Raw genomic sequence first — 21,835 nt, 5'->3', positions numbered from 1 at the left:
TTAAAAAGATTTAGATTGTTCAGCACTGTTTATTTTTGCTTCTTTTTTTGAATGTTTAGCTATTTCGCCTTCACTACTAGAGGTAATTCCTTTTTGGCTATTTGTAATCCTTTCCTTTTCAGTGTGCGATTCTAGATTTCCAATAATATTCTCTATTAAGTTACCTTTGACATCTATTAAACTATTGCCTGCTACGAATAAACTATTGATCATACCCACTGTTGCTGATTTATTAGCTCCAGCACTTTCAGTTATATTCATACCAGCGGAGGTTGTAATATTCATTCCTGCTGTCATGCTAATATTTCCACCAGCATTCATAGTAATATCATTAGGCGCATTCACATTAATATTCCCATGACCGTCCATCGTCCAAGTGTTGCCACTAGGATCCTCTATAAAAACAGAACCTTGGGCATCGTTTAGAATAATTTTAGTTCCAGATCGGGTATGAATGGCTTTTACATCATTGCCGCTAGTATGGTACCCACTGGTTTCGCTTCCGTTATAATGAGTGCCTAGTACAAAAGGTTTTTCTGCATTGCCGCTTTCAAAACCTACAAGGACTTCTTCGCCTATTTCGGGGATAAAATGAAATCCTTTGCCTGCTCCTGAGTGGGGTTGTATTAGGCGAATCCATGGGGTTTTTTGGTTTTTTCTTTCTTGCCATGGAAATTGTACGCGTATACGCCCCATGCTCATAGGATCGTTGTTGTCTACTACCCGTGCAGTTTGTTCTTCGCAATTAGGATAGGTGTTGTCGTCAAAATAAGGAGGGGTCCATAAATCGGGAATGGCTACGAACTCGTTGTAATAGCTATTGCCATCATGAAAATGTTGAATTTCTATGATGCGATAGGTTTCCATAGGGCGGTCGTTTATATCAACTAGTTTGGTTAGATCGCCTTGTTTGAGTTGGGGGTCTTTGCTTTTGCCTTTTACGATCATCAGGTTTTCTCTGAGTTCTTTTTGTTTTCGTACGGCATCTTGTAACTCTCTATCGGTTTGGTTGTTGATACCCGTGGGGTTGTGGAGTTTGTTGGGTTTTTTATGGAATACGTTTTTTGAGGCTTTTAGGGCTACTTGTTGATAGGGGTTGACTTTGTTTTGTAATTGAGCCGAGGCGCTATCTCGTTGTAGGCTGGTGCCTGATTCTACATCGTAGGTGGTGTAGGTAAATTGTTGTGGTTTTACTGATATTTCAAAGGATACGTGTACTAGGTCTACACTTTCGTCTAGGTTTATGATTTTAGGACCTACTTTGTTGCCTAACACTAGGCTCTGTCCGTTGTAATACAGGTATTCGCCATAGCGTATGGCAAGTTGTTGTAAAAATTGATAATCTGTTTGGTTGTATTGTACGGTGTAAGGCAACACATTTTGGGTGTTGTTGTTTCGGACAATGGTATGAAGGGTGTCTTTAGGGTATTGGGCGGTTATGTCTTGAAAGATTTCTTCTAGGGTTTTGTTTTCAAAACTTTGGGATTCAAGTCCTTGTTCTAACATAATGGTAGGAGCGTGTCCTGTAATATATAGCCTGCCGTAACCGTCTTTTTTTAAAAGGTTTAAATGGGTTATAATGCCTGTAAAGGTTTGTTTTATTTCTCCAAATCGGTGCAGGTGGATGTGTATGGTTTTTCCTAGATAATTTTTAGAATTTTCCATGATGTAGGCTTCTTCATTGTCTAGAGAATCGGCACGGGTATCTAGGGTAAAGGTGTCGTGTTCATTGGTTTTTTGATGGAATTGTAGGTTAAAATGGGATTTTTCTAGGAAGGATTTGCCTTCTATGGTAAGGGTGCAGTAGACTAATGGACTTGATTTGTCGGCTAAAAAGTCTTTAAAGGAACGTAATGAGGCGTATTGTGCTATATCATCAGGATGATTGAGTCTTCCGTAGTCACTGTTATAAGTATCCATATCGTGTGTGTGTTTTAGTTGTTTAGTTGTTGTTTAATCTTTCCATTTCTTTTCGTGTGTAGCTTCGTTTAGAACAAATCGTTTGGCCATTAGGCGTAGGGCTATTTGTAGCGGTTCGTTGTTTTTAGCATCAAAGTATTCGGAAAAGGAAACACAATAGGCTTTTTCAAATTTTAACTCTTGTAGTTTGCTCATGGCATCTCTTCTAAAGAATGTAATGGTACCGTTTTTGGTTTGACTGTGGTCGAGCATCCATTGTAATAGGTTGGATTTTCCGTTGCTTTCTATACGGATATTAATTTCGCCTCCTTGAGGCATTCCTTCGGGTTTTCCTGTAGCGTCTATTTGTTGTGTAAAATTATAGTCGCAACTGAGTATGTTATAGGTGTTTCCGTCTAGTTCTAATTTAGCTAAAAAGGACATGTTTATTTGTTTTTAGGGTTGTTTATTTGAAAGAAAAAAGAAAAAGGCGATCCCAAAAGATCGCAACTATCATTTAATGGAGTTCTTTTTAGACTAGGGTTGACCGGTGTAAAACCTAGGGGTAATACAATGATTGATCTAGCCAATGTCATTTCCTTATGGAAAGTAACAAAGAACTGGGGTTAAAAAGTTGCTTTTAGGGAACGCCTTTTTGAAGGGATTATACCCATTCGTTTTCGTAAGCTCCTGAACCTAGTTCAATCTTTTTAGCTGAAATGGTAAAGGTTTCTGTTAATGGATTTACGCCTGTTGAATCAAAGTTTTCTCTGAATTTTACTACGTAAGCTTCTGAAAATTTTAATTCTTTTAGAACTGCTTCGCTGTCTCTTTTAAAGAATTTTACACTTCCGTCTTTTCTTTCAAATGAGTTGGTCATCCACTCGAAGAATGAAGTGTCTGCAGTACCTTCAATTGTTAATTCAATTTTTCCTCCTCTAGTTACAGTAGAAGGTCTACCCGTTGCGTCTGTTTCTTGAAATAAACCGTAGTTTACATTTAATACTGTGTACTCTTTTCCTGCTACTGCTAATTTTGCTTTAAATGACATAATTATAAATATTTAAAAAATTAAGAAATACATAAGGATATACCTATAAAGGTATAGAGTAGGTTAAAAAATGATTTGGGGGTGGGTTTTGTTAGGTAATAACCAATTTGAGTAGGATCGTTTGGTTTTTGTGTTTTCATAACATATTTTTTTAATAATAATAACCATTTATGGAAATATGATTAAGTCAAATATAGTAAACTTGTTTTATAAAAACAAGTTTTTGTTATAAAAAATTAAAAAGTAAGCAGTATTTTATTTTTTATTATTTTAAAAAAGGATTTGCATTAATTCTATCGTTTTTTTTATGGAACTTTTGTTTTAAATATTAAAACAAAAGCTTTTAGAAGTTGATCCGTAAATTTAGAGGCGTAAGAAATATAGAGTTCTTTCTTTTTAGACTTGCAAATTTATATGCCTAATTTATCAAATCCACAGGTTTTGGACTTGATCCTTGATCCCTATTTATTTTATAGCAAAAAAGTGGAAATAAAAAAAGCCTTGAATTTCTTCAAGGCTTTGAGCGGAAGACGAGGCTCGAACTCGCGACAACCAGCTTGGAAGGCTGGAGCTCTACCAACTGAGCTACTTCCGCATTGCTGGTGCAAATATAAGCACATTTTCTTTATATTTCCAAATCTCAAATGACTTTTTTTAAAAAAAAATATACTTTATTTTTTAAATGACTAGCAATCAAAATAATACAACAAAATAAAATTTTCAAACTTTTTAAAATAAATGTCTATTTTATCATACCAACACAAGAAATAGTCTTACTATTACACCTAATAGGATTAATTAATTTTAAGTATTTAAATAAAACGATCAGGTTCACTCGTTAAGGATGACACAATCATAAACTTTTAAGCGGTCTTATTTTGTTTTTTTTACGTATTGAGTTAAAATAACAATATACTGTCCTTCTACTCTTCCTTCAATTTGTTCAGGATTATCCCAAACTAATTTAATGTTATGTACAGCGGCTCCTCTTTTAGCTGTAAAATTAGCACCTTTTACATCAAGATCTTTAATTAAAACAACTGAATCGCCATCTTGAAGCACGTTTCCATTAGAATCCTTATGTATTACTTTTTCTTCTTGTACACCTTCTCCTGTTGATTTGGCCCATTCTAATGATTCATCATCTAAGTACATCATATCAACTAGATCTGTTTTATTTAATCGTGTTAACATACGCCAAGATACCACTTGTACTGGCAAATGTTCATTCCACATAGAATCAGACAAGCAGTGCCAATGATTAGGATCTGTTCGTTCTGGATTGTTTATTTGATCTACACAGGTTTTGCATCCTAATATTGAATTTTCTAAACTTTCAGCTGTTTTAGGAGCTACTGTATAAACTTGTAAGTCGTGTTCAGTTCCGCAAAGTTCACATTTTGAATTACTGCGATCCTTTAATTTTTTTTCAATAACACTCATTACAGATTAAAAACAGCGCTTAGATTAACATAAAACTGATTATTTAAACGATCAAATCCAACTGGATCTTTTTTATATTTAGCAAAAGGCACTCCTGTTTCTACTTGTAAGCCAAATCCTTCTGAAAAGAAATAACGAGCTCCTAAATGACCTCCAAAGTTTCTTAATCCTAAATCTAAACCTGGATACACATCTATTTGTTCAGGTAATGTTAATACTTTTCCTATGTTTGCATTAAATCGCGCTTTAAGATCTGCTCTGTCTAAAAAGTCGTAATCATCTCCTTCAATTGGTTTTACACCTAATAAATAGTTTGCTACAACTCCTACTGAGATATTTTCTCCCAATCCAAAATCTGTTCCTACATTTAGACCTGTTCCTCCTGACTGCAAATTAGCACCAACATGAAACTTTGTATCTCCTTTTCCTTTATAAGCTTCTTGAGCTTGTGATGCAAATCCTATTAGAGTTGCTACTAAAACAAAAACTTTTTTCATAATTATTTTTTTGGCAAATATATAAACTTGTAATTAATTTCTACCCTTTTCATTTGGGTAGAGATTATAGATGGGATCACTTTGCCAAAATTCCTTGTTTTCAATATTTAAGATTGTAATACGACCATTAAAAGCAGCTCCTGTATCTAAATTCCAAACATTGGCTTTTTTTAAAGGCGTTGTAACCCCTATATCTGTAAGAGGTGTATGTCCTATAAAAATTTCTTTATATATTTTTAATCTTTTAGGAAAGTATGTACTTTCAAAATTTATATTAGAATCTAAACATAAAGCCATTTCCCACAATGTTCTATCCCAATAGAGTAATCTTGGGTAATATTCGTATTCAACTCCTTTTAGACTCGTAAATCCTGCATGTACAAAGAGTCTTTTTTTATTATCTAAATAATAGTCTTTTAAATTCGATAAAAAATGAATGTGCTTATCTCTGATTTCTGCACTTACATTTTGATAGGCTTCAATAGTTGATTTTCCTCCGCTATTGTACCATAATAAATTTTCTTTCTGATATTTTAACCAGTCTAACAATAATTCATCGTGATTTCCTTTTATATAAACACAATTATATTGTTTGTTTAACTCTATTAAGAAATCTAAAACTTGGGGACTTTCGCTCCAACCATCTACGTAATCACCTAAAAAAATAATAGTATCTCCTGATTCTAAAGGAGTTAAACCTATCACTTGTAATAGTCCTCTATAAGCTCCGTGAATGTCTCCTATAACGTAAATTGCCATAAACTTAAAAATATTTAACAAAATGTACGGAAAAACCGTAACTTATTCAAAAAAAAAACAATTAATTTCACAACCTGAGTAACAAACTTAAAATCAAGCAATTATGAATAAGTTATATTTGTTTTCGGGTATGTTTTTACTATTTGTTTCTCCTATAACTTGTAATGAAAACGGAGATAAGTCTTGCTCAACAAACCCTGAAACTAAAATGACTGAAAAACAAAATCCTATTCTAAACCAATTTAATTACCCATTAGAGTATGATGCAAACGGGGAACCTATACTTAGACCAAAAAAACCAGAATAATATTATATACAATCTGATTGGGTTTACACAAATCTAAAAAAGAATTATAAGCTTTCAAAGCGTTAGTTCTTTCATTAAGTTCAAATATTAACAAATTAAAATTAGCAAATTATGAAAAAGCTTTATTTACTTTCGGGCATGTTTTTATTATTTATTTCTCCCGTAACTTGTACTGAAAACGGAGACGGATCTTATTCTATAGACTCTACCGCTAGAATGTCTGAAGAACAAATCCCGCCTATTGATCAATCTAATTACACATTCGAAATTGATACAGATGGAGAACCAATTCTTAAACCTAAAAAACCGGAATAGTATCAACTAAAACCCGATTCTTTCTACAACACTAAACAACCACCACAAAACTCATTTTAATTAATTTATTACCATTTATAAATTTATTTTAATCAATAATAACATCTCAAGAGTTTTGCCATTATTTAAAAAACATATCAATAAAGTTTTTATTAAATTTGGTAAAAAAAACTTGAATCGGTACTTACTAATAATCTTCTTAATCCTTTGTTCTATTTCTTGCAAAAACGAAATAGAAATGGATCATAATCTAAAAATAAAAAAATATTTAGATAGTGCTAATAATCCAAATTCTTTAAAAAAAGATAAAGAAAAAGATGTACTTTTAATTGAAAATGAGTTACAGAAAAATACACATAATACCTCCAGCCTAAGAGAAAATTATTTCAAACTGGCTGGAAAGTATTATAATCTAGGGGATTCAGAAAATTATCTTCGCGTTTCAAGGATAGCTTTTCAACTTTCAAAAGAAGCTAAAGATTCCGAAAATACAGCAAAAGGCTACCATTATATTGGGGATTATTTTTACTTAAACTTTAAAAATGATAGTGCTTATTATTATTTTACCAAGTCTGAAAAAAACTATGAATTATTAAAAAAAACAAAAGAATTAGCTCGTGTAAAGTTTTCTAAAGCAGATATATTATTATATGAAAAAGATTTTTCTGGAGCGGAGGTTGAATTTATAAAAGTTTTAAAAATTGCCAAAATACTTAATGACACAAGACTTATATATGATTGTTATTTAAATCTTGGTAATGTACTTGTAGGTTTAAACAGCCCTGATGAAGCCATCATATATTATAACAAAGCACTCTCTATTGTACCCCAACTAACAAAAGATCCTCAATACGAATCATTAAAAGCCCAGATTTATAATTTTTTGGGGAAAGCTTATACAAAAAAGAAGGCTTATCATGAAGCAATTGCCCAATATGAAGAAGGTTTGTTCTTTACAAACCCCGAAAAAATTGGCTCCTATATCTATTCATCACTCATTAGTAATAAGGCGTATGCAGAAATGCAGTTAGATAATTTAGAAATAGCAGAAGAAAAGCTTTACGAATCATTAGCTATCAGAAAAAAAGAAAATAATATACCTGGAATTGTTCTTTCTAATATCTATTTAGGAGAACTTTATCTTTATAAAAAAAACATCTCAAAGGCTATTTATTTCCTTAGAAATGCTAAACAAATTGCATCTAAAAACAAGATTTTAGAAGATGAATTAAGATCGTTAAGACTTCTTTCTAAGATTGACAAGAAAAATCAATATGACTTATACGAAGAATATATTAATTTAAATGATAGTATACAAACGGTTGAATTTAACAAACGTAATAGTTTTGCGAGAATTGAATATGAAACAGACGAGATTCTAACCGAAAAAAGGATCATTCAAGAAGAAAAAGATCAAATTTCATCTCAAAGATGGCTTATTTTATTTGGTAGTTCCGGTATGATTATTCTATTAATCTTGCTATATAACAATAAAAGTCAAAGTAGTAAAAACAAACAACTTCAATTTGAAAGAGAGCAGCAAGAAAGTAATGAACAAATTTATAAACTAATGCTTCAACAACAGCATGTAATAAATGACACCAGACAACAAGAAAAGAAGAGGATATCACAAGAGTTACATGACGGAGTTATGAGTAAATTAACCAGTACTCGTCTAAATTTGTTTATACTATCAAAAAAACAAGACCCAGAAACTATTCAAAAATGCTTAAAACACATTGAAAACATTCAAAATATAGAAAAAGAATTACGTAACATTTCACATGACTTAAATCAAGACACCTTTTTAGAAAAAGAAAGTTTTAAATTAATTATTCAAAATCTATTTGAAGATTATTGCAACGCAATTAATATAGAGTATATATTGGATATAGATCCCAATATTGTTTGGGAAGCTATTGAAACTTCTATAAAAATTGATATCTACAGAATTTTACAAGAATCTCTTCAGAATACGTATAAATATTCTCATGCCACCTTAGTTGTCTTATCAATCAAAAAGGTACTAGATCGTTTAATGATAGACATAGAAGATAATGGGGTTGGTTTTGACGTAAATAAAGTAAAGGAAGGAATAGGTATTAAAAATATAAATTCAAGAGCTAAATCAATGAATGGAGAGGTAAAATTTTATTCAACTATTAACAAAGGAACACATATCAATTTATCATTGCCATACTAACAAAATTAACTTAAAATAACATGGACATTAGAATACTTATTGTGGATGATCATCCTTCTATGATTGAAGGATATAAAGTAATTCTTTCATACAATGATTTTGGATACAATATCAATACCACAGCTGCATACAACTGCGAGAGTGCTTTAAAATTAATTGAATCAAATGCTCATTTTGACATTGCTTTTTTGGATCATAACTTACCTCCTTATAAAGAAGGTAATATTGAAAATGGGATAGATTTAGCTAAGATCATTAGAAAAAGTAGACCTAATACAAAAATAGTATTCCTTACATCTCACTCTGAATCTATCATTTTGTTAGATATGATTAAACGAGTAGATCCAGATGGGATATTAGTAAAAAGTGATTTTACTGCGGATGAATTATTAATAGCATTTGATAAAATAGTAAAGGGGCAAAATTATAGGAGTCTAACGGTAGATCATAATGTAAAGGAATTATTATCAAATAAAGCTTATTTAGATGAAACAAATCGTCAAATCATATCCCTGTTATCTAAGGGAATAAAAACAAAAAATATTCCTAATTATATAAATCTTTCTATGAGTTCTATTGAAAAGAGAAAGGCAAATATCAAAAAATTCTTAGATATTGAAGTAGGAAGTGATGAAGATATAGTAAGGGCAGCAAAAAAGGCAGGAGTTATTTAAACTCCTGCTTATTTAATTGTTCATTAAATTTGATTAATAAACTTTTTATTTTATCACTGATTTCATGAAAATCTAGGCGATCTTTTGTTTGATACATCAGCATCATTATGTATTTTTTCTCTGAAACAATCGTTATAAATTCTGTTTTATTTAAGCGATATACTTCTCTTAATACACGTTTATAATAATTCCGATCTACGGCTTTCTTAAAATATTTTTTAGAAACGGATACCCCTATTTGTATGTTTGTACTTGTATTTTTTAATTCTGGTACCTCAACAAATACTAAGCGTATGGGGTATTTTGAAACGGATTTTCCATTTGCAAACAAATGGTCAATCAGTGTTCTACTTTTTAATTTTTCATAGTTAGGATAATTCTGCTTCATTTGAACAAAGATAAAAAGTATATTAAAAGAGAAGACATTTAGGACAAAAAAAAGAGGCTATTCAAAAGAACAGCCTCTCTTTATGGTAAAACTATTTATTATTTAATAATAATTTTTTTACGGATTTTATTTTTATTATTAGCCGTTAACTCTAACAAATAAGTACTTGGTTTTAGATTTGATAAATCAATTGTTTTAGTTTCGTCTTTAGATTCTAAAACTTTTTTCCCTACTAAATCGTATATAACTACTTTTCCTTCTTTGCTTAATGTTATCGTTTCTCCTTCATTTACTGGATTTGGATAAACTGAAATTATTTCATTTTCAAAATCATCATTAGAAAGAGATTCTTCAAAACTTACCTCATAATAGGTTTTTGACAATGTATTTTCTGCCACTACGCAAACCACTACTGATTGTCCATCATAGTTTAATGCAGCTGTTTTATTATTTAATTGTTTTACTCCATCTATAAAAACAGTAGCATTTGGAGATGTTTCAAAAGTTGCAATTAAGTTAGAAAGATTGGCATTTCTTTTATTTCCTACTACATTTACTCCATTAATAATCGTTTCTAAATTTTGACCTAAGACGTTATTATCTGTAGTTAAAAACTTATAGCTAATTAATTTTGATTCTGCATTTAGGCCTTTTTTAATTTTTACGGTATAGTTTTCTATTATTTCTGCATTTAATCCTGTACCTAGAACTGTTAAAACAAACTCTGTCGCAACATTATTTTCAGTTACTCCTGAAACTTGCACAACATTATTTATCACTGCATTAGAAAACATATTAGTAGTAAAATCAAAAATTGCTTTAGTTAAATCAAATGTATCAGATACATGGAAAGTAAAGGACTTATCTGCTTCGTTGTAAACGTTTTTTAATTGTCCTACTAAATTAAAATTGCGTAATAATTTAGGTGTCTCAAAAAAGTTTGTTCCTGTATTACTAGCCTTAGCTGTATTATCTAAAGCTGATTTATCATAAGCAAAAACTTCTTCTTCCTCAGCTATTGGAAGATAAAATAATAAGTTTGCTTCATTTCCTGTTAGCTTAACATTTTGATTATTAGCAATCTCTTCTGCTGATCTTTCAGTATTCCAAACTCTTACTTCGTCAATATTTCCATTAAATCCTCTTGTTAGAGTTGCACTATTACCAATTAGTAAGGGAGAAGTATTATTAGTTTTTACTGCTCCAACTGTTCCAGAAACCAATCTTGCAGGAACCTCAACTCCATTGATGTACACTTTATACTGATTGGTTTTACTTACCGTTACCGCAATGTGCATCCATTCGTTTAACTTGATGGTGTTTGCTGCTGTATTTAAAGCAAATGTTTCAGAATTTTTAGTTACGCTTATAATTAAACTGTTTTCTTTATATAGTGAATGTCCTGCATTATTGTTTATAAATGCAATAATATTTCCTTTATCGAAAAATCTACCAAAACCTGGAGCTGGTGTTTTTTGATTAATCCATGTTTCGAAGGTAAATCCATTGGTTAATTCAAATAATTGATTTGGCTTAGCGATCAATATATCATCATTACCATCAAAATTAGCTACTTTGTTTGGTATATTTTGTGCTACGTGTTTAATTGTTAGAACTTTCTTGTCATTACTAGTATTTTCATCACCTACTAATTGGGTATATGCTTCTATAGTATATTCTTGAATAGCTCTTAGATCAGCTTCTGTTGTAAATGAAACAATAGCTTCACTAGCAGGATTAACATCTGCTGTTACTGTTTGTTTAACTTCTGCACCGTTATTTATTTTATAAGCAATATCAAAGTTTTTTAAAGCAACTGATGAATTATTTCTTAATTTAACGGTTACAACGCTTGTATTATTAAGTCTTGGATATAAATCAAGAATTTCAACTAGTTCAACGTCTGCAGTTGGAAGTTCTTGGACATTTAAGGTGTATTCTTCAATTTCAAAATCATTTCTTGAAGTTGTTAACCCGTCTTTTGTTGGTCCTAACACTACATTAAAAGATTCTGCTTTATCTCTAAACATGTGTATAAAACGAACTGTATGATTTCCTGTTGGCACATCAGAAGGGATGGAAACTCCTACTGTATTGTTTTGAACATTTTTAAAATAGTGAGTAGTTCTAGTAGATGCTAAAATTGGTTCGTTTGCTTCTGTATTTACCCAATATTTACCCGCATAATATTCATCTCCAAAATTACCATCATTATTTAAGTCTACAACCATAATTGTAAATACTCCTGTACTTAACGTTAATGATCTAGTTAAAGGTAAATCTGCTTTAGAAATAGTAACGTTAGGAGAATAAACCTTTGTTTTGAATACAGGAATGGATAAATTTTTAAAATCTGAATATCCTGTTACTCCGCTTGCATTAGAGAAAGTATTCCAATTTAGGTTTGTGATTGCATATCCATCTGTATTAACATTTCCTGGTAGACCATACTTATTATATACTACTTTTTCTTTTGTATTATTAGCTAAATTCGTATCATCTTCATTGATACCTGCATTGATTACATAAGCAAATTTTTCATCTGGATTTGTGGTCAAATTTGCTTTTGTAGTAAACGTATATTCTTTTTCTTCAAAACCGTTGATAGAAGCTATAACTTCTTCCACTTTTTGTCCTCCATTAATCTGATAAAATACAGGCAAGTTAGATCTGCTATCAGAAGAGGTGTTTTTAACTACAATTGTTACAGCAACTTCCGTTGACTTTTTACCTAATATTTCAGGTTTTGTAATAGATATAATTCCAGCATCTACAAATGGTACATAATCAACACATGTAATATTAGCTACCCAACCACTCTCTGCTACGGCATCATCAGGTACAAATTCAAATGTTAATTCTCCGTTAGCGGCTGATGAAGTTATAGAAGCAGGTATAGTATTTCCTGTATAAGATGCAATTAATGGTGATTTTTCATCTGGTCCATTGTATATTTTCAGAAAATCCCAACGATCTTCTAAATTAAAACTTGTAAAATCTACTTTAACTTTTTTACCAGCAATAGCGGGTTTAAAAGTAGCTTTTTTTGCAGCTGTTGGAGTTGATATACTTTTATAGTCATCAAAACGTCCACCATCGTCAGTAAAACTTATATCACATCCAGTATGTACAAGTGTAGGTGAACTAATTGCGATATCTGAACCATTATTAGTACGATTAAAACTATAGGTATTATTTGCTGGATTAGTATCTCCAACCATATTTGCTTTAACTACTACTGCGTATTTTCCTAATGCACTCATATTTTGAGTTGTGGTAAAATCATAGCTAAAACGTCCCATTGGTGCTATAGGTCCTGCTATTACTTCATTAATAGGTGCCCCTCCATTTATTGTATACGAAACTGGGATATTAGTAATTTCATTAGGACTATAATTAATCAAACTAAGTGAAATTTTTACAGCTGTTGAAGTGCTTGAAAGTGTTGAAACACTAGTATTAGCAAAACTTATCCCTAGATCATCTGCTGCTTCATAAAGCATTATATTGTCTAAGCTAAGTGTATTTGTTTTTTTTGATGTAGTATTAACATCCTTATCATCCATAACCGTTTCAAAAACAAGGTTTATCTTACCACCAGCATAAGCACTTAGATCATAAATAGGCGATCCTGAACCTGCTATTCCTGTGATAAATTTATATCCTTGATCACTTACTATTTCTGTACCATTGACAAGAACTCTTAAGAAAATTTTATTTAATGAAAAATTAGGATTTTCATAACGCACATCATATTTTAAGCGTATTTTTTTTCCTGCAAGAGCGGTGGCATCAAATTCACAAAATGTAGCTTTTTTGATATATGTTGGATTGTCTTTAAAAGCATTTGTAGTTGATGTAGCACCAAATCCTGATACAGAAGACACAACCCATGGTGTTGCTCCTGCTATTCCATTACCTGAAAATACAATTCCGTTTCTACCTTTTGGACTTGAATACATGATAGAAGCATTACCTGTTGGATTAGCTGTTAAGGTAATGTTGTTAGGATTTAATGTTTCAAAATCTTCTTTGTATGGTAGGCTATTTACGGCTAACTCTTTTGAAGCTATAGGATTTATCATTACAGCAATTGCTCTTTCAGAAAGGGCATTAGTTGTTAAATCAATTGCTCTTACTGTATAAACTTGATTACTTACAGCATTTACCGTATATTCGTTTGTTGCTACTTCAGATATTACTTCAAATTCTTCTCCATTAGCACTTAATCTTAAAATTTCATATTTGGCATTAGGAATAGCATCCCAAGTCAATTTAAAATTTGTAGTACCGCAAGTTGTAAGGGTTTCTGATTTGAAGTTTACAGGTCTAGACATTAAAGTAAATACTTGTTTAGACGATACAATCTTTGCTCCATTTAAAATTCTAATTTTAAAATTAGTTCCAACTTCGTTAGGTACTGTCCAAAGATAAGTTCTAGCTGCTGCAGGCAATTCTGCTATTTGTTTGTAACTATTTCCTCCATCATTTGAATATTCTAAAATAAAAGGCTTTGCTTCTCCTACATAATCCCAACGAATAAATTCTTTTGTTCCTGGAATTAATTTTTCATTTCCTATAGGATATGTTAATTTAAATTCAGGTTTTATATAATCATACGCTACTGAAAATTCTTGTGCATCTAAGGGAATATTTTTACCATTAACAACAATTGTATAATTACCTGGTTCAGGATTATCAATTGTAACTTGTTCTATATTATTTAAGTTATCAATTCCTTTAGTTGCTGGATTATTTGCTTGAATAGGATTTAATACCCAAGGCAAATAAATTTCCCCATTACGCAACACTTTAAGGTCTAAATTATTAACCAAAACAGAACTTGCACCTGGTACACCTGGTAAGTCAGTATAACATAACATAACTTTTAACTGTTTTGTACCAGTTGGAACTGTAATTACTTTTTGATTATCTACTCCATTTGTGATAGATCCTATATAAAATCTATTTTCATCAATTGTTTGAACGGCACGTAATCCATTAATTTTTCCGTATCCATATTTATAATCTGGTCCTATATTACCTAGTTCATCTGCTGTATTACATACAATGGCTTTCATTAAAGATCCTAAAGGTCTTCCTCCGAACTTGTTTTTATAGCGTTCATACAATAATGCTACGGTACCCGTAACTCCTGGGGTTGCCATAGAAGTACCACTCATTACTTCGTATGAATTGTTATAACTCATAGAATACACATCTGAGCCTATACCTGAAATTTGAGGAACTAAACGTCCATCTGCTGTAGGACCAAAACTACTATAATTACTTATACTTTCATTAGGATCATTGGCTGCTACGTGTAGCGCATTTTTAGAATTTTTAGTAGAAGTATAAAACCCACCAGCAGCAGGATTTGCTGATTGTGAGTTTCCATTTGAATACATGGTTAACAAATAATTTTTTCTAACCATTACATCATCATCTCCTCTATCAGAAACATCATATCTAGTGGTACTGTATCCTTTTTCAAGGTTAACACCATAAGAATTTTGTGTTAATTCAATTCCATCATTATTAGCACATATTAATCGTTCCTCATAAACTTTAAATCCGTTAGATTGAACATTAAAATTCCAAGCATATACGGTGGCTTTAGGTGCCATTCCTTTTGCAAGAGGATCCATGATTCCTGCTCCTGCCATAGTCCCAAAAACGTGACTACCATGTGTACTTGGAGATTCATATTCTCTGGTAAAGAGTCTATTGGTAGCATCTTTATGAGGTTCTACATTGCCATCCCAAATACCAATTTTCACACCACTACCAGTTAATCCATATCCTAATCCGTTCAGATTAGATGATAAAACATTTACTTTATGAGAAGTTCTTCCTGGATTATTTTCTAAAACTGCGGGTGCTGGAGCTAATTCAACATTTTGAACTATTCCTAACTCTACTAATTCTAAAATTTTTTCTTTTGATAGCTTACAAAAAACTTGATTAAAATCTTCATTTATTCTAAAGTTTTTCACTCCCATATCACGTAGACTTTCGTCTAGACGATTTTTATTACCTTCTTTATGATACGTAACTACTAGATCTAACAATTCTCCATCCTTAGCATAGTTCGGAATATCATTCTTAACAATCTCTGATGCAATTTTGTATTCTGGTTTTATTACAAAAATTGTTTTGATATTAGAATTGCTAATATTTTTCTCATAAAAACCAGATGTTAATCTAGCATAATAGGCGTTATCCGAGAAATAACTCAATACATTAATTCCTTTTTCCGATAAGCTTTTTTGCTCATTTTTACTCAAAGGTTTTTTAAATTGTACAATTAGAATTGGATCTTCTGTACTTTTTTTTCTTGCAGAAATCATTTTTTCTTTTGAATAAGTTGACTTCAATTTTTTAAAATCATCATTCGAACTTATTCTATTACCGTTGATAGTTATAAAATTACCATCTTGGGCAAAACCAAAAAATGAAAATGCAAAGAAACTAAAGCTTAGTAATTTTCTTCTCATTTTATTATTTTTTTCGCAAATCTATCAAAAAATAACAAAATACCAAATCAAAAGCTTAAAAACAAACAAACTCAATAAAAATAAACAGAAATAAATAAAAAAAAATCAAATACTTAGAATTGGTTTTTTATTCATTTTTAAGAGGCTCATTCATTATTTTACTCAACTTTATATGTTTTACCATCAGCAATACCTTGAATAAACTTAACTAATGATTCTTTCGAATGTATAGATCCATCATATTCAATAGTTGCTAATTTTGAATTGAAATCAACTTTCGCTTTTTGAACTCCTTCTAATTCATTTAGTTTATTTTCAATTCTTTTAGCACATCCAATAGCACAGGTCATTCCTTTAATCTTTACCGTCATTTTTTCTGTTTTAACGAGTTCTTTTTTAATTTTTGAATCTACTGATTGTCGCTCATTTTTACAGCTGATCATCATAATTACTAAAGTTATTGCACAAATTATTTTATTCATAATCATTATTTTAAAATTATTAGAAACAAAAATATGTATTTCAATAGTGTAATTAAAAAATTTAATAGAATTTTGACCTCAAAAACATACATTATGCCGAGCAAAAACAACAAATGGTTCCTTTTGTTTTTATTATCTCTGATTTGGGGTAGTTCGTTTATTTTAATGAAAAGAGGATTAGTTGGACTTAATCCTTTTCAGTTAGGGGCTTTACGGCTTATTTTTGCTTTTAGCTTTTTAATAATTGTAGGATTTAAATCTCTTTTTAAAATACCTTCTTATAAGTGGAAATATGTAGCCTTAACCTCTTTATTTGGAAATGGTTTGCCTGTATTTCTTTTTGCTTATGCTCAAACTGGTATAAAAAGCTCTATGAGTGGGATACTCAATTCATTGACTCCTCTTTATACCTTATTAATAGGTGTATTGGCTTTTGGTTTCAGTTGTATTAGAAACCAGATTATCGGAATATTATTAGGGCTTATAGGATGTCTTTTTTTAGTTTATTTTGGAAAGGAAATCAATGGTGAAACACATTATTTTTGTGTTTTATTAGTGGTTATTGCAACTGTTTGCTATGCTTTAAATATAAATTTAATAAAGAAATACTTACCTGATGTTAGCCCATTAAGTATTTCTACTGGAAATTTTACAATAATGTTAGTTCCTGCTCTTCTTATTTTATTTTATAATGGGTATGGAGAAGTTATCACGCAACCTGAAACTATACGATCAACTTTATTTATATTAATACTAGGAATGATAGGAACAGGTATTGCTAATATTTTATATTATCAACTCATTCAAATATCTTCTCCATTATTTGCTTCATCTGTAACATATTTTATTCCTATTATAGCATTAGGTTGGGGGCTAGTAGATGGTGAGGATTTAAATATTATGCAATTAGTTGGTACAGGAATTATATTAAGTGGAGTATACTTGGCGAGTAAGAAATGAGGCTGTTCTAAAACAATATACTTCTTATTTGTTTGCTTTGACTAATTTTAAAAGAAGACTTGAAGCAAATTAGATAATACAGGTAGATACAATTTCTTCCTATCACTAATAAAAAAGGTTTTTATTATTTTTTGAACAGCCTTATATTTTATTGGATTGCTTTTACAACTGCTTTTTCAGCTTCTTTTCTTGATCCATCAAAGCCATCAATTCCTGAAACTGTAGTATATTTTAAAACGTATTTTTTACCTGGATTTAATTTATTGTAAACACTCTGGCACATAAGGGTTGCCTCATGAAAACCACATAAGATAAGTTTCAATTTACCTGGGTATATGTTTACATCACCTATAGCGTAAATACCTTCTATATTTGTTTGATAATCTAACGCATTATTTACTTTGATTGCGTTTTTTTCTATTTCAAGTCCCCAATTAGCGATGGGACCTAATTTAGGTGTTAAACCAAAAAGGGGAATAAAGTAATCGCAAACTACGTTCATTCTTGCTGTTCCTACTTGAATATCTACTGATTCAATTCGTTCAGAACCTTTGAAACCGCATACTTCTGCTTCTGTAATTAATTTAATTTTTCCTTGTTTTTTTAGTTCTTGTACTTTTTCAACAGAATCTAAAGCTCCTCTAAATTCGTTACGACGGTGTACTAATGTTACTTCGGAAGCTACTTTTGACAAGAAAACGGTCCAATCAAGAGCGGAATCACCTCCTCCTGAGATTACAATTTTTTTATCACGGAATTTTTCAGGATCTTTTACAAAATATTCTACTCCTCTATCTTCTTGTTCATAAAATTCTAGGTCTTTTAAAACTGGTTTTCTAGGTTCAAAAATCCCTAATCCACCAGCAATGGCTACTGCCTTAGCATGATGTTCTGTTCCTTTATTGGTAGTTACAATAAAGGTTCCATCTTCTAACTTTTGAATTTTTTCAGCTACTTCATTTAGTGTAAAACCAGGTTGAAATTGCTTTATTTGTTCCATTAAATTATCAATCAGGTCACCTGCATTTACAGAAGGGAAACCAGGAATATCAAAAATGGGTTTTTTAGGATACAATTCAGTTAGTTGTCCTCCTGGTTGTGGTAAACCGTCTATTAAGTGGCATTTTAATTTCAACAAACCTGCTTCAAATACCGCGAAAAGGCCTGTAGGTCCTGCACCTATAATAAGTATATCTGTTTCTATCATTTCGTTTAAATTTTAAAAGGGAGATTAAGGTTTTAAAGTTCTATTAAATATCGGATAAAAATCATGATATTTATCAATAAGAAAATTTGTAAATATTTCTTAAATTTATTGACTAACATTAATTACACTTTCAATTTGTGGAGCATATTTTTTGATTGTGGTTTCTACTCCTGCTTTTAGCGTACTGATGCTTAAATTACAATTTGTACAAGCTCCTTCTAAACGAACCTTCACTAATTTATCTTCTATACTAATTAGTGTAATATCTCCTCCATCGGATTTAAGAAAAGGACGTATTTCATCTAAAGCTTTTATAACGTTTTGTTCTAATTCTTGATTTGTCATCTTTCTTTCTATTTACATTTACGGCTTGTAGTCACAAGATAGACAAATCATTGTGACTGATATCTTAAGACTATTTTTTTGTAGCTGAACAGCCAGCCATTGTTGTTATTTTAATCGCTTCTGTAGGAGGAAGATCTTTGTTTCTCTTAACTGTTTCTTCTACTACATTTCGAGCAATTTCTTCAAACACTTTTTCTAAGGGTGAAGCTGTCTGTAAAGCTGCTGGTCTACCATAATCTCCAGCTTCACGAATACTTTGTACAATTGGTATTTCACCTAAGAATGGTACTTGTAAATCTTCCGCTAAATTTTTAGCTCCTTCTTTACCAAAAATATAGTATTTATTATTTGGTAATTCTTCTGGTGTAAAATATGCCATGTTTTCAATAATTCCTAATACAGGTACATTAATACTTTCGGATAAAAACATAGATACTCCTTTTTTAGCATCTGCTAACGCCACAGCTTGTGGAGTACTTACTACTACTGCTCCTGTAATAGGTAGAGATTGCATGATTGATAAATGAATATCTCCTGTTCCAGGAGGTAGATCAATAAGTAAAAAATCTAATTCGCCCCAAGCAGCGTCAAAAATCATTTGATTCAAAGCTTTTGCTGCCATAGGACCACGCCATATTACGGCTTGACTAGGTGCTGTAAAAAAACCGATGGAAAGTAGCTTAATTTCATAACTTTCTACTGGTTTCATCTTTGATTTACCTTCTATTTCTATAGATGTTGGTTTTTCATTTTCAACATCAAACATAATAGGCATAGAAGGGCCATAAATATCTGCATCTAAAACACCTACTTTAAATCCCATTTTGCCTAAAGTAACGGCTAAATTTGCAGTGGTTGTTGACTTACCTACTCCTCCTTTACCTGAAGCAATCGCAATAATATTAGAAATTCCTGGAATTGTTTTTCCTTTTATCTCATTTTTCTCAGGTACTTCTACTTTTATGTTTACTTTTACTGTTATTTCTGGAGAAAATGTTTCATGAATTAGTTTACGAATATCATCTTCTGCTCGTTTTTTAATATGCATGGCTGGAGTTGTTAAAGTAACATCTACTATTACTTCATTTCCAAAAGTTAATACATTGGTAACAGCACCGCTTTCAATCATATTTTTGCCTTCACCTGCAATAGATATGGTTTCTAACGCTTTTAATATTTCTTTTCTATCTAGTTTCATTTTTAATAACTATTAGCAGTCTATTTAAATAGTTTATATTTATTTAAACTGATTTTAGATTGCAAAGATAATGAGAAGTTTAGGAGTTTAAAACTTTAGAGGTTTAAAAGTTTTTATCTTATAATAAATGAAAACAATGGGTGGTAGTTTTAAAAAATCGAGTATTATTTAGAGTTCTACTTGGGGTTCCCAAAAATGTTTTTTAAAATTAATAATTTGGTTGTCTACTATTTTAATACCTTCATTTTCTAAAAGTTGTTGCATTAAGTTAGATCCATCAAAATGATGTTTGCCTGTTAAGACTCCGTTTCTGTTTACTACTCTATGTGCTGGTACATCATTCATGCTATGACAAGCATTCATTGCCCAACCTACCATTCTAGCAGATCTACTAGCTCCAAGAGCTTTGGCTATGGCTCCGTATGACGTTACTTTACCATAAGGTATTTGTCGTACTATTTCATAAACTCGTTCAAAAAAATTTTCATTATCTTTTTTAGAAATTACCATTTGTATAATGTAAAAAGGGCTATTATTCCTGTAACTGTAGCGATAATAAAATTAACATTTTTTACAAAAAATGAAATTTTGCTTTCCCATTTTTTAAAAAGAAAAGCGTATAAGATATAAACTAATGCACTTCCTAATACAGCTCCAAAAACATAAGCTATTCCTATGATGGGTGTAAAAAAATTGGGTATAAATGCGGAAAAATATAAACTTAAAAAGGCATAGTAAGGGATAGGAAAAACATTTAATATGGATAATGTAATTCCTTGATAAAAAGGAGAGATTTTACTTTTTGTTTCACTTGCTTCTAATTTACTGGTTTGAATCACGTTTTGTACGCCTTTCCCTAAAAAAAATATAGTTAAAGCAATAAATATAATGATTCCGACTAGTTTTAAATTTTTTGTTAGTTGTGGATGGTTTTGAAAAAAGGTGGCAAAATAAAACCCTAAAAAACTTTGTAATGTTACTATGATAGATACTCCTAATATAAATTCTTTGGCTTTTCGTATAGATTTTTTGATACTGATAGCTGCTACACGCATATTAAGCATACCTGGTGGCAAAACTCCCATACTTGAAAAAAAAGTAGCTAAAAAAAAGGCTAGAAGAATAGACATTTTATATCATTTGGTTGGTTTGCACTTATTCAAGAAGAAAACCTTTTGGTCTTTTAGTATAGAAAATGACCTCGTATTTTTACTTTTGAATAAGTTTTTTCTAAATCAAAAGAAGCTTTTACAAAATTAAAAAAGATTATTAAAACAGCTTCTTTTGACTTTTATTAAATACATCACCTCTTTATAAAGTTGCATGTTTTTAACACTTTTTGTTGCAAATGTATACAATTTTAATTTCTAAAACTAACAATTGTAATGAATCAAAAAAGCCATAGTTTAGTAAAACGGTTATTTAGCGCTTTATTCTATTTTATCTAATTCTCTCGTTCTAATATGGTTTTCGATTAATTCTATTTCAACTTTCCCTATAAAGACACCTAAATTAATACCACATCTAACGAAATATTCTTTTCCTTTTCGATATTAATTTTGATTTCTTCTTTCGTTTTTAAAGTTCCACAAAAACTCTGACTACCAAAA

General features: G+C 30.8%; 19 protein-coding genes and 1 tRNA gene. 5 read left to right on the top strand and 15 right to left on the bottom strand.

Annotation, left to right across the window (positions count from 1 at the left end):
* The 7 genes from AWN65_RS00630 to AWN65_RS00600 all read right to left on the bottom strand — a co-directional run bounded on the left by AWN65_RS00630 (nucleotide 1) and on the right by AWN65_RS00600 (nucleotide 5,649).
* Nucleotides 1-1,920 carry a type VI secretion system Vgr family protein gene (locus AWN65_RS00630; protein ID WP_060381385.1) on the bottom strand — a complete coding sequence of 640 codons (1,920 nt, stop codon included), beginning with the start codon at nucleotides 1,918-1,920 and terminating at the stop codon, nucleotides 1-3.
* Between the two features lie 33 nt (nucleotides 1,921-1,953).
* The gene (gene tssD / locus AWN65_RS00625) at nucleotides 1,954-2,343 is read right to left on the bottom strand and encodes a type VI secretion system tube protein TssD (RefSeq protein WP_060381384.1); all 390 of its coding nucleotides are present in this window, start codon (nucleotides 2,341-2,343) and stop codon (nucleotides 1,954-1,956) included.
* A gap of 220 nt (nucleotides 2,344-2,563) precedes the next feature.
* Nucleotides 2,564-2,950 (bottom strand): type VI secretion system tube protein TssD, encoded by a 387-nt coding sequence (gene tssD, locus AWN65_RS00620; RefSeq protein ID WP_060381383.1) that lies wholly within the window; start codon nucleotides 2,948-2,950, stop codon nucleotides 2,564-2,566.
* 522 nt (nucleotides 2,951-3,472) lie between these two features.
* Nucleotides 3,473-3,545 (bottom strand) — tRNA-Gly (locus tag AWN65_RS00615).
* Nucleotides 3,546-3,823: 278 nt separating this feature from the next.
* A complete protein-coding gene (locus AWN65_RS00610; protein WP_060381382.1) occupies nucleotides 3,824-4,393 on the bottom strand; it encodes a PhnA domain-containing protein in 570 nt (189 codons plus the stop codon).
* The gene (locus AWN65_RS00605; RefSeq protein WP_060381381.1) at nucleotides 4,393-4,890 is read right to left on the bottom strand and encodes a DUF6646 family protein; all 498 of its coding nucleotides are present in this window, start codon (nucleotides 4,888-4,890) and stop codon (nucleotides 4,393-4,395) included. Before AWN65_RS00605 ends, AWN65_RS00610 begins: the two co-directional genes overlap by 1 nt.
* A gap of 33 nt (nucleotides 4,891-4,923) precedes the next feature.
* Nucleotides 4,924-5,649 (bottom strand): metallophosphoesterase, encoded by a 726-nt coding sequence (locus AWN65_RS00600; protein WP_060381380.1) that lies wholly within the window; start codon nucleotides 5,647-5,649, stop codon nucleotides 4,924-4,926.
* A gap of 103 nt (nucleotides 5,650-5,752) precedes the next feature.
* Between AWN65_RS00600 and AWN65_RS14500 the strand changes: the two genes are divergently transcribed.
* The 4 genes from AWN65_RS14500 (at nucleotide 5,753) to AWN65_RS00590 (ending at nucleotide 9,148) form a co-directional block, all read left to right on the top strand.
* Nucleotides 5,753-5,956 (top strand): hypothetical protein, encoded by a 204-nt coding sequence (locus AWN65_RS14500; RefSeq protein WP_081078365.1) that lies wholly within the window; start codon nucleotides 5,753-5,755, stop codon nucleotides 5,954-5,956.
* A gap of 111 nt (nucleotides 5,957-6,067) precedes the next feature.
* The gene (locus AWN65_RS14495) at nucleotides 6,068-6,271 is read left to right on the top strand and encodes a hypothetical protein (RefSeq protein WP_081078364.1); all 204 of its coding nucleotides are present in this window, start codon (nucleotides 6,068-6,070) and stop codon (nucleotides 6,269-6,271) included.
* Nucleotides 6,272-6,509: 238 nt separating this feature from the next.
* Complete coding sequence (locus tag AWN65_RS00595; protein ID WP_060381379.1) at nucleotides 6,510-8,474, top strand: tetratricopeptide repeat-containing sensor histidine kinase; 1,965 nt, start codon at nucleotides 6,510-6,512, stop codon at nucleotides 8,472-8,474.
* 20 nt (nucleotides 8,475-8,494) lie between these two features.
* Nucleotides 8,495-9,148 carry a response regulator gene (locus AWN65_RS00590; protein ID WP_060381378.1) on the top strand — a complete coding sequence of 218 codons (654 nt, stop codon included), beginning with the start codon at nucleotides 8,495-8,497 and terminating at the stop codon, nucleotides 9,146-9,148.
* Here the strand turns inward: AWN65_RS00590 and rnpA are convergent.
* From rnpA to AWN65_RS00575, 3 genes are all read right to left on the bottom strand, one after another.
* The gene (rnpA, locus tag AWN65_RS00585; protein WP_060381377.1) at nucleotides 9,141-9,536 is read right to left on the bottom strand and encodes a ribonuclease P protein component; all 396 of its coding nucleotides are present in this window, start codon (nucleotides 9,534-9,536) and stop codon (nucleotides 9,141-9,143) included. The two genes, AWN65_RS00590 and rnpA, sit on opposite strands and share 8 nt — an antisense overlap.
* 98 nt (nucleotides 9,537-9,634) lie before the next feature.
* Complete coding sequence (locus AWN65_RS00580; RefSeq protein ID WP_060381376.1) at nucleotides 9,635-16,033, bottom strand: S8 family serine peptidase; 6,399 nt, start codon at nucleotides 16,031-16,033, stop codon at nucleotides 9,635-9,637.
* A 158-nt stretch (nucleotides 16,034-16,191) separates the two neighbouring features.
* Nucleotides 16,192-16,515 (bottom strand): heavy-metal-associated domain-containing protein, encoded by a 324-nt coding sequence (locus AWN65_RS00575; protein WP_235588335.1) that lies wholly within the window; start codon nucleotides 16,513-16,515, stop codon nucleotides 16,192-16,194.
* 93 nt (nucleotides 16,516-16,608) lie between these two features.
* On the opposite strand from AWN65_RS00575, the gene AWN65_RS00570 reads away from it, so the two are divergent.
* Nucleotides 16,609-17,475, top strand: coding sequence for a DMT family transporter (locus AWN65_RS00570; RefSeq protein WP_060383788.1), 867 nt, complete (start codon nucleotides 16,609-16,611; stop codon nucleotides 17,473-17,475).
* Between the two features lie 148 nt (nucleotides 17,476-17,623).
* Here AWN65_RS00570 and AWN65_RS00565 read toward each other — a convergent pair whose 3' ends face one another.
* From AWN65_RS00565 to AWN65_RS00545, 5 genes are all read right to left on the bottom strand, one after another.
* Nucleotides 17,624-18,682, bottom strand: a complete 1,059-nt coding sequence (locus AWN65_RS00565; protein ID WP_060381374.1) for an NAD(P)/FAD-dependent oxidoreductase — start codon at nucleotides 18,680-18,682, stop codon at nucleotides 17,624-17,626.
* Between the two features lie 105 nt (nucleotides 18,683-18,787).
* On the bottom strand, nucleotides 18,788-19,027 hold the full coding sequence (locus tag AWN65_RS00560; RefSeq protein ID WP_060381373.1) for a NifU family protein: 240 nt from the start codon (nucleotides 19,025-19,027) through the stop codon (nucleotides 18,788-18,790).
* Nucleotides 19,028-19,097: 70 nt separating this feature from the next.
* Nucleotides 19,098-20,225 carry an Mrp/NBP35 family ATP-binding protein gene (locus tag AWN65_RS00555; RefSeq protein ID WP_060381372.1) on the bottom strand — a complete coding sequence of 376 codons (1,128 nt, stop codon included), beginning with the start codon at nucleotides 20,223-20,225 and terminating at the stop codon, nucleotides 19,098-19,100.
* 168 nt (nucleotides 20,226-20,393) lie between these two features.
* Nucleotides 20,394-20,735, bottom strand: coding sequence for an MGMT family protein (locus AWN65_RS00550; protein ID WP_060381371.1), 342 nt, complete (start codon nucleotides 20,733-20,735; stop codon nucleotides 20,394-20,396).
* Complete coding sequence (locus AWN65_RS00545; RefSeq protein WP_060381370.1) at nucleotides 20,729-21,355, bottom strand: LysE family transporter; 627 nt, start codon at nucleotides 21,353-21,355, stop codon at nucleotides 20,729-20,731. Before AWN65_RS00545 ends, AWN65_RS00550 begins: the two co-directional genes overlap by 7 nt.
* Nucleotides 21,356-21,835 lie beyond the last annotated feature (480 nt).

The sequence above is a fragment of the Flavobacterium covae genome (assembly GCF_001534645.1).
Classification (GTDB): Bacteria; Bacteroidota; Bacteroidia; order Flavobacteriales; family Flavobacteriaceae; genus Flavobacterium; species Flavobacterium covae.
The sequence above is the reverse complement of the archived record's forward strand: the minus strand, read 5'-3'. Positions and strand labels throughout refer to the sequence as shown.